Origin of the sequence: Winogradskyella sp. SM1960 (genome assembly GCF_020179375.1) — a bacterium.
Taxonomy (GTDB): Bacteria; Bacteroidota; Bacteroidia; order Flavobacteriales; family Flavobacteriaceae; genus Winogradskyella; species Winogradskyella marina.
The window spans coordinates 665,052-678,522 of the sequence record NZ_JAICBG010000001.1 but is presented as its reverse complement, the minus strand read 5'-3'; the positions used below and the strand labels follow the sequence as shown (position 1 = coordinate 678,522).

The 13,471-nt window shown below is 33.6% G+C and carries 14 protein-coding genes; 6 read left to right on the top strand and 8 right to left on the bottom strand.

What is annotated here, in order from left to right; all coding sequences use genetic code 11:
- Positions 1-162 precede the first annotated feature (162 nt).
- Positions 163-1,692 (bottom strand): bifunctional phosphoribosylaminoimidazolecarboxamide formyltransferase/IMP cyclohydrolase, encoded by a 1,530-nt coding sequence (gene purH / locus K1X16_RS03075; RefSeq protein ID WP_225034996.1) that lies wholly within the window; start codon positions 1,690-1,692, stop codon positions 163-165.
- Positions 1,693-1,836: 144 nt separating this feature from the next.
- Between purH and K1X16_RS03070 the strand changes: the two genes are divergently transcribed.
- The gene (locus tag K1X16_RS03070; RefSeq protein ID WP_195869684.1) at positions 1,837-3,090 is read left to right on the top strand and encodes an ABC transporter permease; all 1,254 of its coding nucleotides are present in this window, start codon (positions 1,837-1,839) and stop codon (positions 3,088-3,090) included.
- 33 nt (positions 3,091-3,123) lie between these two features.
- Here the strand turns inward: K1X16_RS03070 and K1X16_RS03065 are convergent, their stop codons facing one another.
- The gene (locus tag K1X16_RS03065; protein WP_195869683.1) at positions 3,124-3,582 is read right to left on the bottom strand and encodes a GAF domain-containing protein; all 459 of its coding nucleotides are present in this window, start codon (positions 3,580-3,582) and stop codon (positions 3,124-3,126) included.
- Between the two features lie 92 nt (positions 3,583-3,674).
- Between K1X16_RS03065 and xrtF the strand changes: the two genes are divergently transcribed.
- From xrtF to K1X16_RS03040, 5 genes are all read left to right on the top strand, one after another.
- Positions 3,675-4,226, top strand: a complete 552-nt coding sequence (xrtF, locus tag K1X16_RS03060; RefSeq protein WP_225034995.1) for an exosortase family protein XrtF — start codon at positions 3,675-3,677, stop codon at positions 4,224-4,226.
- Positions 4,219-4,647: an exosortase F system-associated membrane protein gene (locus tag K1X16_RS03055; RefSeq protein WP_225034994.1), complete on the top strand. Its 429-nt coding sequence runs from the start codon at positions 4,219-4,221 to the stop codon at positions 4,645-4,647. The genes xrtF and K1X16_RS03055 overlap by 8 nt, the downstream gene beginning before the upstream one ends.
- Before the next feature lie 50 nt (positions 4,648-4,697).
- Entirely contained in the window at positions 4,698-5,120 is a 423-nt protein-coding gene (locus tag K1X16_RS03050) for an HYC_CC_PP family protein (RefSeq protein WP_195869680.1), read from the top strand.
- A gap of 74 nt (positions 5,121-5,194) precedes the next feature.
- Positions 5,195-7,429, top strand: a complete 2,235-nt coding sequence (locus K1X16_RS03045; RefSeq protein ID WP_225034993.1) for a TonB-dependent receptor domain-containing protein — start codon at positions 5,195-5,197, stop codon at positions 7,427-7,429.
- A 95-nt stretch (positions 7,430-7,524) separates the two neighbouring features.
- Positions 7,525-7,899 carry a heavy-metal-associated domain-containing protein gene (locus tag K1X16_RS03040; RefSeq protein ID WP_195869678.1) on the top strand — a complete coding sequence of 125 codons (375 nt, stop codon included), beginning with the start codon at positions 7,525-7,527 and terminating at the stop codon, positions 7,897-7,899.
- A gap of 202 nt (positions 7,900-8,101) precedes the next feature.
- On the opposite strand, the gene groL is transcribed toward K1X16_RS03040, so the two are convergent.
- The 6 genes from groL to K1X16_RS03010 all read right to left on the bottom strand — a co-directional run bounded on the left by groL (position 8,102) and on the right by K1X16_RS03010 (position 13,469).
- The gene (gene groL / locus K1X16_RS03035; RefSeq protein ID WP_195869677.1) at positions 8,102-9,736 is read right to left on the bottom strand and encodes a chaperonin GroEL; all 1,635 of its coding nucleotides are present in this window, start codon (positions 9,734-9,736) and stop codon (positions 8,102-8,104) included.
- Between the two features lie 105 nt (positions 9,737-9,841).
- Positions 9,842-10,117 (bottom strand): co-chaperone GroES, encoded by a 276-nt coding sequence (gene groES, locus K1X16_RS03030; protein ID WP_195869676.1) that lies wholly within the window; start codon positions 10,115-10,117, stop codon positions 9,842-9,844.
- A gap of 186 nt (positions 10,118-10,303) precedes the next feature.
- The gene (secG, locus tag K1X16_RS03025; RefSeq protein WP_195869675.1) at positions 10,304-10,654 is read right to left on the bottom strand and encodes a preprotein translocase subunit SecG; all 351 of its coding nucleotides are present in this window, start codon (positions 10,652-10,654) and stop codon (positions 10,304-10,306) included.
- Between the two features lies 1 nt (position 10,655).
- Positions 10,656-11,618, bottom strand: coding sequence for a hypothetical protein (locus K1X16_RS03020; protein ID WP_195869674.1), 963 nt, complete (start codon positions 11,616-11,618; stop codon positions 10,656-10,658).
- A 4-nt stretch (positions 11,619-11,622) separates the two neighbouring features.
- The gene (locus tag K1X16_RS03015; protein ID WP_225034992.1) at positions 11,623-12,126 is read right to left on the bottom strand and encodes an LptE family protein; all 504 of its coding nucleotides are present in this window, start codon (positions 12,124-12,126) and stop codon (positions 11,623-11,625) included.
- 77 nt (positions 12,127-12,203) lie between these two features.
- Positions 12,204-13,469, bottom strand: a complete 1,266-nt coding sequence (locus K1X16_RS03010; RefSeq protein WP_195869672.1) for a sigma 54-interacting transcriptional regulator — start codon at positions 13,467-13,469, stop codon at positions 12,204-12,206.
- Positions 13,470-13,471 lie beyond the last annotated feature (2 nt).

Here is a 13,471-nt window from a genome sequence, read left to right as displayed (position 1 = left end):
AAATATACGTTATTTATATGTTTAAAGATGTTTATTGCTGAATTTTTTTTATTTTTTCTTACTCATTATTAATAAAATAAATGAGATGAGGACTTTGGCAAAAAAAAAGAACCCAAAATTAAGATGATTTACATCTCTATTTTGGGTTCTGAAATGATGGTTCTAATGTTTAAAATGACGTGTTCCTGTCATTACCATAGCCACATTATTGTCGTTACAATAATCAATACTTAGTTGGTCTTTTATTGAGCCTCCTGGTTGAATTACAGCTGTAATTCCTGCATTATCCGCAATTTCTACACAATCTGGAAATGGAAAAAAGGCATCACTTGCCATAACGGCTCCGTTTAAATCAAATTTAAAGGACTGGGCTTTGTGAATCGCTTGGTTTAAAGCATCAACACGACTTGTTTGTCCTGTGCCACTTGCACATAATTGTTTGCCTTTAACAAGAACAATGGTATTAGATTTTGTGTGCTTACAGATTTTTGAAGCAAATATTAAATCGTCTAGCTCTTCAGTAGTTGCCGTTTTATTTGTTACCGGTTTTAAACCTTCAAGTGTGTCTGTTATGTTATTTCTATCTTGAACTAAAACACCATTTAAGCAACTTCTAACGTTGGTTTGTGGCATTTCAATATCATTCAAAATTAAAAGGATTCTATTTTTCTTTCCTTTTAAAATGTCTAAGGCTTCGGCAGAAAAAGAAGGTGCAATAACAACTTCACAGAATAGTTTATGAATTTCTTCAGCAGTGGCTACATCAATTTCCGAATTACTGATTAACACTCCGCCAAAAGCAGAAACAGGATCACCTGCTAAAGCATCTACATAAGCTTGATGTAACGTATCGCGTTGTGCTAATCCACAAGCGTTGTTGTGTTTTAAAACGGCAAATGTTGGTGCGTCGTTTTTAAATTCTAACATTAAATTAACGGCTGCATCAACGTCTAAAAGATTATTGTAGCTTAATTCTTTACCATGTAGTTTTGTGAAAATTTCATCAAAATCACCGAAGAAAAAGCCTTTTTGATGTGGGTTTTCACCATAACGCAATACCTTTCCGTTGTTTTCTGAGATTTTTAAAGATGGAATTTCTTGGTTTTTGTTGAAGTAATTAAAGATTGCAGAATCATAATGTGACGATACATTAAATGCTTTCGCTGCAAATTGCTTTCTGTCTTCTTCAGACGTCTCCCCGTTTTTAGTTTCTAATAGCTCTAAAAATTCAGCATAATCATCAACGGAAGATACACATGTAACGTCTGCATAATTTTTAGCTGCAGCTCTAATCAAAGAAATACCACCAATATCAATTTTTTCAATAATATCTTGGTTGCTTGCTCCAGAAGCAACTGTTTTTTCAAACGGATATAAATCAACAATAACCACATCGATTTGCGGAATGTCAAATTCTTTTAGCTCAGCAACATCACCATCGTGGTTTTGACGATTTAAGATACCGCCAAAAACTTTTGGGTGTAACGTTTTTACACGTCCACCAAGAATTGAAGGATAAGACGTTACGTCTTCTACAGGTACGACATCGATACCTAAGTCTTTAATAAATTTTTCTGTTCCTCCTGTGGAATATATCGTAACGTTGAGGTCGTTTAATTTTTTTACGATAGGTGCTAATCCATCTTTACTAAATACCGAAATTAGTGCCGATGAAATGGTTTTGTTGCTCATAATGTTGTGTTGTGTTTTTGATGCTGCAAAAGTACGCATATTCAAAAAGAAAAACTTAATCTAAAAATGAGTTTCTTTAAGTTTTTTGTAACAATATATTGTTGAAAACGTCCTATCTTTAAAATGTTATAAAACAAACCTTGCATGCTGGTCTATTTACGTTTATTAAAAGAGAGTTTTTCATTTGCGATAAATGCGCTTCGCACCAATAAACTAAGGACCTTCTTGTCACTTTTAGGAGTTACAGTTGGGATATTTTCTATTATAGCTGTTTTAGCTGCGGTTGATTCATTAGACAAAACGATACAAGGTCAACTGAGTTCTTTAGACAGTAATACCATGTATTTAGCGAATATGTCTTTTGGTCCAACAGACGTGCCGCGTTGGCAAAGAGAAACTTTTGATGAGGTCTCTTTTAATGAATATAGAAGTATAAAATCGTCTGTTGCAGAAGCGGAGCATGTAGCATTACAGTTGTTTGTAAAACGCGAAAATATTAGGTACGAATCTGAATTGGTAAGCAGTGTAAATACGGTTGTAGTTTCACATGAGTTTATTGATATACAAGTTATGGAATTTGAAAAGGGGCGTTTTTACAACGAGTCTGAATCTAATTCTGGTCGACCTGTTGTCGTTATAGGATCAGAAATTGCAAAATCTCTTTTTGGTGAGTTAGAACCCATCGGTAAAAAAGTACGCTTGTATGGTCAGAAGTTTACCGTTATCGGAGTCGTTAAAAAAGAGGGATCTGGTTTGTTTGGAGATAGTAATGATGTTTCAATATTTCTTCCAGCTAATTATGTGAGAAATCGATATGGTGATAATAACCCTTTTATGAAATATATTGTAATCATTAAACCTGAAAAAGGTGCAGATGTTGAAGGGGTAAAAGCCGAAATCACACAAGTAATGCGAACTAAACGAGGTTTGAAACCTGATGAAATTGACACATTTTTTATCAGTGTTTTGTCCGGATTTCAGGATGTTATTGATACTATAATAGGTAGTTTAAATCTAATAGGTTGGGTTATTAGTGGTTTTTCACTTTTAGTAGGTGGTTTCGGAATTGCCAATATTATGTTTGTAAGCGTTAAAGAACGAACGAATCTGATAGGAATACAGAAATCATTAGGTGCTAAGAATAAGTTTATATTGTTTCAGTTTTTATTTGAAGCTGTTATTCTTGCTGTAGTTGGCGGCTTAGTAGGTTTGGTTTTAGTATGGATAGGAACTATAATAGGAAGTAGTGCTGTAGAGGAATTTGAATTTGTACTATCGCCTCAAAATATGGCTCTTGGATTTTTTATATCTTCAATAATAGGCTTAATATCAGGTGTTATTCCTGCATTATCGGCTTCACGCTTAGATCCTGTAGAAGCGATACGTACAGGAATGTAGTTTTTCCTTTTAACAAAAGTAATCTGAGTACTTTTAGTTGAGTATACTTGCTACTTTTTTGCACACAAATTCTAAAAATCGTTCATCTGCTTCAGTAAATGGGTCCGGAGTGTTAGAGTCTATATCAATTTGACCTATATTTTCATCATTCACAAAGATAGGAATTACAATTTCTGCCTTAACGGTAATACTACACGCAATATAATTATCTTGTGCAGCCACATCTGGCACTACAAAGTTTTTGTTACTAATGGCAACTTGTCCGCAAATACCTTTACCAAACGGTATTATAGTATGATCTGTTGGCTCACCAACGTAAGGGCCTAATTTTAATTCGTTTTTGTCTCCGTTTTTAAAGTAAAACCCAACCCAATTATAATAACTTATATTAGCTTCTAGAGTTTCACAAATTTTTAATAAACGTTGATCTACAGAAAGGTTACTCTGTTCAATAATAGATTTTATTTCGGGCTTTAACTCTTGTAAATTCATAGGTGTAAAAAACTTTTTGCAAAAGTATCTAAAATACACTGTTTTAAAATACTGTTTTTATAAATTTAACACCAAACTAACATTAGAAACTTTTGAAGGCACTTTTAGTAAAATATAAATCTGTAATTCGTTTTATAGTCACTTTTTTGATTGTTTATGGTGTTTTAACTATAGGTTATAATCTCTATTTAAATGTGTCAGATGGTTCTCAGTTTTATCCGGATTACTTAACCCATTTAGTGGCAGAACAAACCAATGTTTTATTAAATGGTTTGGGTTATGAGTCTCGTATTATGCCACATCCCAATGAACCGTCAATGAAACTGATTATTAACGGAAAGTACTTGGCACGAGTTATTGAAGGCTGTAATGCCATAAGCGTCATTATTTTGTTTTTGTCTTTTATAATTGCTTTTGCAGGTAAAATTAAAACTACCGTATTATATGGCTTAGCAGGTAGTATAATTATTTATGCATTCAATTTAATTAGGATTGTAATTTTATCCATAGGACTTTATCATTATCCATGGAGAAGAGAAATTCTACATTCTGTAATTTTCCCATTGATAATTTATGGTACTGTTTTTCTGCTTTGGATGGTTTGGGTGAATCGATTTTCTAAAAAGTTGAATCAAAATGAGTAAAATAGTCACCTATATAATAGTTGGAATTCTGATCTTGCTTTTAATTTTAATAAGAGCTTTTGAAAACATTCTATTTTACGACCCATATTTGTCGTTCTTTGAAAATGACTATTTATATATGGATAGCCCAAGACGAGAAATTGCTAAACTTGTGTTGTATACAACATTGCGATTTGTTTTAAATACTGTGATTTCTTTAGGTATTTTATACATCATCTTTAAAGATAAAAGCATTGTTAAGTTTTCGGTTTTAATATTTTCCATAGCGTATGTTTTATTACTCATTCCTTTTTTATATTTTGTAATAAATCCTAAGCAAGAAGATTACTACTTGTTTTTTAATATTAGACGATTTTTAATTCAGCCAATTGGGTTAATTTTGCTTTTGCCAGCTTTTTATTACCATAAGCTAAATCGTTAAATGTTATTAAATCGTATGCTGAGAATTTAATAATTTTGTAGCTTTGCATCGTGAAATTTTCATACACATATAAAACATTTTCTGTAGTCCTATCGTTATTGGTGTTGTTATCAACCTTATCATTAACCATAGAAAAACACTTTTGTGGTGATGTTTTAATTGATGTTGCTATATTTTCAGAATCTGAAAAGTGCGAAGATGATATTGCTATCAATGATGATTTGAATGAATCAAAGACCATTATAAACGATTGTTGTAAAGATGAAATTGATGTTATTGAAGGACTTTCTGAAATAATCATTACATCGTTTGAAGACTTTGAGGTTATTCAACAACACGTTTTAATAGCTTATAGCTATTCTTACCTTAATCTTTTTGAAGACGTATCAAATCAAGTCATTCCTCACAAAGATTATGTTTCACCGCTACTCATTAAGGATATACAAGTCCTAGATGAAACTTACCTAATTTGATTTAAATATAACTTTTTGAAACATTAAAATAGTGCAGTTTATGCACGATTAAGTTATACTTATAAATCAAACAAATGAAAAGATATTTAGTTATTAAATTCTTGTTCTTGTCGCTTATGTTATCAGCACAAGACCAATTAAAAGGCGTTGTTTTAGAAACTAGCAGCGGAAAAGAAATGCCATTACCTGGTGCAAATGTTTACTGGTTAGATTCCTCAATCGGAGCAATTACAGCTGAAGACGGCACATTTACATTACCATATAAGTTTTCATATAACGAGTTAGTTATTAGTTATGTAGGCTTTAAAACAGATACGTTAATAGTTAATAAAAACAAGCACATAAAACATGTGCTTCAAGCTAGCGACGAGTTAGATGCTGTAGAAATCACATCGCGAAATCAAGCAACCCAAAAATCCTACTTAAAAGCCGCCAATACATTTACAGTTACTAGTGATGAGCTGCTAAAAGCGGCTTGCTGTAACTTGGCAGAAAGCTTTGAAACCAACCCATCTATTGATGTTAATTTTGCTGATGCGGTTACAGGAACACGACAAATAAAGATGTTGGGTTTAACCTCTCCGTATATTTTGATTGCAACGGAGAATATTCCTGCTATTAGAGGCGCATCTCAGGCTTATGGTTTAAGTTTTATTCCTGGTACTTGGGTAGAAAGTATTCAGATTACCAAAGGAACAGGAAGTGTGGTTAATGGTTTTGAGAGTATTGCTGGTCAAATAAATGCCGAACTTGTTAAACCTTCAACCGATGATAAACTTTTTGTAAATCTTTATGGAGCTTCTAGCGAGCGGTTAGAGCTAAACACGCATTTTAATACTAAAGTGTCTGAGAAGTGGAGTACAGGTTTGTACTTGCATGGTAATACGCATCAAGAAAAGCACGATGTTAATGACGACGGGTTTTTAGATATGCCACTTTACAATCAGATTAATGTTATGAACCGTTGGCAATATACCAACCCCGAAAAAGGCATTGTTACCTTCATTAATTTGAAATACCTAAATGATGAAAAACAGGCAGGTGAAGTCGATTTTGATCCAGATACGGATAGTGGAACAACTAATGCTTGGGGAAGCGAAATAAATTCTGAACGTTTTGAATTGACAACAAAATTAGGTTATGTTAATCCGGAAATTCCATATCAAAGCCTTGGAGCTCAAATGGCGTTTAGTCATCATGAACAAGATTCGTATTTTGGTTTGAACCAATATGATATTCAGCATAATAGTTTTTATTCTAATGTAATTTATAGTTCTATTATTTCAGATTCGCGTCATAAAGTCAAGACAGGTTTGAGTTTTACTTACGATCATTTTGATGAATTGGTGAATACAACGGATTATGAACGTACGGAAAATTCCGTAGGTGGATTTTTTGAGTATGCTTTCGATAACTTAGATAATTTAACAATGACAGCTGGCATACGAGCCGATCAGCACAATAGATTAGGCTTTTTTGTAACACCTCGTTTCCATTTGCGTTATACACCTTGGGAGAAATCAGCGTTAAGATTCTCAATAGGAAGAGGAAAACGAAGTGCTAATATTTTTGCTGAAAACCAAAATATGTTTGCGAGCTCTAGACAAATCAACATATTAAATTCAGGCGGAAAAGTTTATGGGTTAGATCCTGAAATTGCATGGAATTATGGAATAAGCTATTTACAAGGCTTTAACCTCTTTGATAGAAAAGCAGATGTTACTTTCGATTTTTATAGGACTGATTTTCAGAATCAAGTGGTGGTCGATTGGGAAAACCCCTTTGAAGTTAACTTTTATAATTTAGAAGGAGATAGCTATGCTAATAGTTTTCAGTTTGAATTTAATTATAACGCTTTTGAGCATTTTGATTTACGAATGGCATATAAGTATTATGACATACAAACTGATTATGAATCTGGTCAATTAGAAAAACCACTAGTGCCAAAGCATCGCTTATTTACTAATGCATCTTATGAAACGGAAATAAAGAATAATTCGCAGTGGAAATTTGATGCGACCTATAATTGGTTAAGTGCGCAACGTTTTCCGAGTACAGATTTAAGTGCGCCGCAATATCAATTGCCAGACGAAACACCAACGGTAGGAACGTTGAATTTACAAGTCACTAAAGTATTTTCTCCAAAATTTGAAGTATATTTAGGAGGAGAAAATGTGACTAATGTGCGTCAAGACAATCCTGTAATAGGCGCAGATAATCCATTTGGCTCAAATTTTGATAGTAATTTTGTGTACGGTCCAATTTTTGGCAGTATGTATTATGCAGGATTGCGTTTTAGGATAAAGTAACCAATTCTTACCAGCGCAGTCATTTAATAAACAGAAAAATTTAATTGTAAACAAATAGGTTTCTGCTTTGGCAGGAATGATAAAAATCAAATAATATGAAAAACGTAATTTTAATCTTTACATTATTAGTAACTACACTAGCATTTGCACAAGACAAAAACAAAAAAGCGACAATAGAAGTTGATGGTGTTTGTGGTATGTGTAAAGAGCGCATTGAAAAAGCAGCGATTAGAACCAAAGGTGTAAAATCTGCTGTGTGGACAATCAGCACACATGAGTTGAAACTTATTTTTGATGAGCGTAAAACGAATTTAAAAACCATTTCTAAAAAGGTAGCTTCTGTTGGTCATGACACCAAAGAAATTAAAGCTACAGAAGAACAATACAATTCAATACACGCTTGTTGTAAGTATCGCGATGAACAAGTTAGAAAAGACCATGACGTCGAGGAGAAAGAAGACGGTCAATAAAATTATTTTAGATAGGTTATAAAATAATTAAGAAAGCCCGAATGACAATTCGGGCTTTTTTTTATGTGGTGTTGTATGCTTTATAACTTCTAATTAAAACAAAAGCCTTTGATGAAAATCAAAGGCTTTTTTAACTTTATAGTGTTATACACACTGATGTTATTTGTACCAGTATATAATTTATGTGTTTGTTCTATACAAACTACATCATTCCTGGCATTCCGCCTCCACCCATTGGTGGCATAGCAGCAGGTGCATCTTCTTTAATATCTACTAAAGCACACTCCGTTGTTAAGATCATACCAGCTACAGATGCGGCGTTTTCTAATGCAATACGTGTTACTTTCTTAGGATCGATGATTCCAGCTTTAAGCATATCTACATAAGTTTCAGTTTTAGCATCGTAACCGAAGTCTTTTTTGCCTTCTAAAACTTTATTGATAACTACAGAACCTTCTCCACCAGCATTTTCTACGATAGTACGTAATGGAGATTCAATTGCTCTATTCACAATTTGTACTCCTGTAGTTTCATCTAAATTGTCAGTAGTTATTTTTTCTAACGTTTCCTTAGATCTCACTAATGCAACTCCACCACCAGCAACAATGCCTTCTTCAACTGCAGCTCGTGTAGCATGTAAAGCATCGTCAACGCGATCTTTCTTTTCTTTCATTTCTACTTCAGAAGCAGCGCCAACATAAAGTACAGCAACTCCGCCAGCTAATTTAGCTAAACGTTCTTGAAGTTTTTCTTTATCGTAATCAGAAGTTGTTGTTTCTATCTGCGCTTTAATTTGATTTACTCTAGCTTTAATATCAGCCGCTTTTCCTTCACCATTAACAATGGTAGTATTGTCTTTGTCAATCGTTACAGTTTCAGCCGTACCTAACATTGATAAGTCTGCATTTTCTAAAGAGAAACCTCTTTCTTCAGAAATAACAACACCACCAGTAAGGATAGCGATATCTTCTAACATTGCTTTACGTCTGTCTCCAAAACCTGGTGCTTTTACTGCAGCGATTTTAAGACCACCACGTAATTTGTTTACAACTAAAGTGGCTAAGGCTTGTCCTTCAACATCTTCTGCGATGATTAACAATGGACGTCCAGATTGTGCAACTGGTTCTAAAATTGGAAGAATTTCCTGTAAGTTTGAAATCTTCTTATCAAATAATAAAATGTATGGATTTTCTAAATCAGCAATCATTTTATCAGAATCGGTAACGAAGTATGGTGATAAATATCCTCTGTCAAACTGCATACCTTCAACCACGTCAACGTAAGTTTCCATGCCTTTAGCTTCTTCTACAGTAATTACACCTTCTTTACCAACTTTTCCGAATGCCTTAGCGATTAAATCACCAATAGTATCGTCGTTGTTAGCAGAAATAGCTGCTACTTGCTTAATCTTGTCAGAATCGCTACCTACTTTTTTAGATTGCTTGTCAAGGTCTTTTACAATGGCTTCAACAGCTTTGTCAATACCACGTTTTAAATCCATTGGATTTGCGCCAGCAGCAACGTTTTTTAGACCTTCTTTTACGATAGCTTGCGCTAAAACAGTTGCGGTAGTTGTACCATCACCTGCTAAGTCGTTAGTTTTAGAAGCGACTTCTTTTACCATTTGCGCTCCCATGTTTTCAAGCTCATGCTCAAGTTCAATTTCTTTTGCTACAGAAACACCATCTTTAGTGACTTGTGGTGCACCAAATGATTTACCAATAATCACATTACGACCTTTTGGGCCTAATGTTACTTTTACTGCGTTTGCTAAAGCATCAACACCACGTTTTAATCCGTCGCGTGCTTCAATATCGAATTTTATATCTTTTGCCATTTTTAATGTTTTTGTCATTCCTGCGAAGGCAGGAATCTATTTATTTAATTTTAGATTTTGGATTCCGCATCAAGTGCGGAATGACAGAATTTAAGTTTGTTATGGTTAAATAATTGCAAGAATATCGCTCTCACGCATCATTAAATAATCTTTGCCTTCTAACTTAAGCTCAGTGCCTCCGTATTTTCCATAGAGAACAGTGTCACCAACCTTTACCGTTAAAGGTTCGTCTTTTTTACCATTACCAATGGCAATTACAGTTCCTTTTTGTGGTTTTTCTTTTGCATTATCTGGAATAATAATACCTGAAGCTGTTTTAGTTTCGGCCTCCTTTGGTTCTACAAGAACACGATCTGCTAATGGTTTAATGTTTAAGCCCATTTGTTATATGTTTTTAGTTGTTTAATTATTAATGCTACTGTCCTTTGACAGGCAGGTTGGTTTAGTTCGAAAATTATGCCAAGGCAGAAAGTCTGACAAAGTTTCAGACCCTAATTGTCGAACGTTATAGAATAAAAAAAGCCAACTTAAAAAAGTTGGCTTCATGTATTTATGGAAATAACCTTGTTATTGTCCTGATGTATCTTCTGAGGTTCCTGCATCGTTAGTTGTAGGTGCTGGAGTCGACATTGGCATTTCTGTTGTTTCGTCTGCATCGTAAGCCTTAGATTCGATGTTTCCACCAGAATTAATGGTTAAATTAGATGCTAAGATTAAAACGATTAATGCTGTTGCTAAAAACCATGTACTCTTATCTAAAAAGTCACCAGTTTTTTGAACTCCACCCATTTGCTGTGTGCCACCACCACCAAAAGATGATGATAAACCTCCGCCTTTAGGGTTTTGTACCATAATTACTATAACAAGTAAGAAGGCAACGATTACGATTAGTATTAGAAAAATTGAAAATGCACTCATTTTATTTTGTATTATTATCTTTTAACTCTTGTACCAATTTTATTTGGTGTGCAAAGAAACTACTTTTTTCTGGATATTTCAAACTTAAAATTTTGTAAGATTGAATTGCCTTATCATAGTTTTTTTGTTCTAAATATATTCGTGCCAAAGTTTCAGTCATTAAACTGTCTGAAATAGCGTTGTCATTGTTAACTAGCTTAGGCTTTGGTGTGTTGTCAGAGATGGGTTTAATCTTTGGGTTTTCGGTTATAAACTTATCTATAAGAGCTAGTTTTTTGTCAAGTGGAGATTCGGTTTCGGGTTTTGAAACGTCATTTTCTGCCTCAATTTCTGTTTCAGATTCTAGTTCTGAATCAACTTTAGCTTCATTTTTATCTCTGTTTATAGGTTTAAAACTCGTAATTTTTAGCCATTCTGTAAATGAATGATTTTCAGTTTTATCAAATTCTAAAGGTTTCCCAATTTCGAGTTCTTTTTCTGGTGTTATGTTTTTAACATCAACAGCAATAATTGAATCTTCAATTTTTGGTTCTAATCGAGGTTTTGGTAATGGTTTTACCTCAAATAGTCCTGGATCTAAAACACCTTCTGTTGCCTTAATGTGTTCTTTTAAAGCATCATCTATAGTAACGCTTTTATTAACAGAAATATCATCTACTTCATTAACTTCTATAGCTTTTATATATTCTGTATTCTGTTTTATTTGTTCAGATATTTCATTTTGATTGAAAACAGCCGACGTAATATATTCGAAAAGCACACTGCGATCTGTAGTATGAGCAGCTGTGATTTTTAAAGCATTATTGTATTTATAACTTTCCTTCTGTTTTAAGCCTTTAAGGTATAAAGCTCTTAAAGGTTGAAAATAAGGATACTCTTTAATTGCCGAAGAAAGCGTTTCGGTCTGAGATGCTGTAATGGCTTCTGGGTGTTGTAATAAATATGTAAGGTCTTGAAGCTGCATAGTTTTACCAATCTGCTAATGTAGCGTTGAGAATGTCTTGTGTGAGTCGTTCTAAAATTTCATCGAAAGCAGTGTCTTTTATACTTCCTGAAAGCTGTGCTGCTGCAGGATAATCATAAAAAAAGGAAAAACGTTGCTCCAAATCTTTTTCTTCATCTTTAGTGTTAATATAACGTACATTGACACTTATAGTTAATCTGTTTTGAGCAGCTGTATTCTCAGCTGTAGCGGTCATTGGTGAAATACGGTATTCTACAATTTCACCTTCATAAATAACTTCTCCTCCTGAGAGTACGAGTTGAGCACTAGTTTGATTTAAAATACGGACTTGAAGTGCATCTGTAAAGTCTCTATCCAAACCAGGTTCTACCAAATCGGCATTATTCTGAAAGAAATTAACCTGAAACGTTTCTGGTGTTTCTGTAATTCCTGTAAAAGAATAGTTCACCTTACAACCAAAGGATAAAAGGCAAATGGCAATTATAAAAAGATATTTGAATGCGTTCATTTAATAGATGTTTGGTTTCTTTAGAGTTATCAACTTCAAAAAGATTAGTATCTTATTGTTGCTGTCATAAACTTTTCTTAAAGATCAAATTGTTTAATTTTTCTGTAGAGTGTTCGTTCACTAATGCCTAATTCTGCGGCAGCTAATTTACGTTTTCCGCTATGGCGTTCTAATGATTTTTTAATTAACTCTAATTCTTTATCGTGTAAAGATAAGGTTTCCTCTTCTTCAATTTCTTCAGCAAAATGATATTTGTCTTCCGTTTCGGGCTCAATTTCTTCTATAGTTTCTTTGTGTTCTGGAATTGATAATATTTCTAAATCTTCAACTGCAGCTTCAAACGCTTCATCCTTATCTTCGCCATATATTTTCTGAATTAAATGCTCGTTGTCTTTTTGAACATCGGAATTACTTCCTTTTTTCATAAGTTCCATGGTGAGTTTTTTAAGATCGCTGAGATCTCCTTTCATGTCAAATAAAACTTTGTATAAAATTTCACGTTCACTACTAAAATCACTTTCAGATTTAGACGTATTCACTATGGCTGGTAAATTACTGCCAGTGTTAGGTAAATAATTCTGAATTGTATTACCGTTTATAGTACGATCTTGCTCTAAAACAGAAACTTGTTCTGCCACATTTCGTAATTGTCTAATATTTCCATTCCACCTATATTTTACTAGTAAGCTAATGGCGTCATCAGTTAATTTAACCGTTGGCATCTTATATTTTAATGCAAAATCACTGGCAAATTTTCTGAATAACAAATGAATATCGTCTTTACGATCTCTTAAAGGTGGTAAGTTAATTTCAACAGTACTTAGTCTGTAATATAAATCTTCCCTGAATTTTTCTTTTTTAATAGCTTCAAACATATTAATATTTGTCGCTGCCACAATTCTAACATTGGTTTTTTGAACCTTACTAGAACCTACTTTAATAAATTCTCCATTTTCTAAGACACGTAATAAACGCACTTGGGTTGTTAATGGTAATTCACCCACTTCATCTAAAAAAATGGTGCCTTCATCTGCAACTTCAAAATACCCAGAACGCGTTGATGTAGCTCCTGTAAAGGCTCCTTTTTCGTGTCCAAATAGCTCACTATCAATGGTGCCTTCGGGAATAGCACCACAGTTCACTGCAATATATTTACCGTGTTTTCTGTGTGATAATTGGTGTATTATTTTTGGGATACTCTCTTTTCCTACACCACTTTCTCCTGTTACTAAAACCGAAATATCAGTAGGTGCAACTTGAATCGCTTTCTCAATAGAACGATTAAGTTTAGGGTCGTTTCCTATAATACCGAAACGTTGTTTTATGGCTTGTATAGATTCCATCT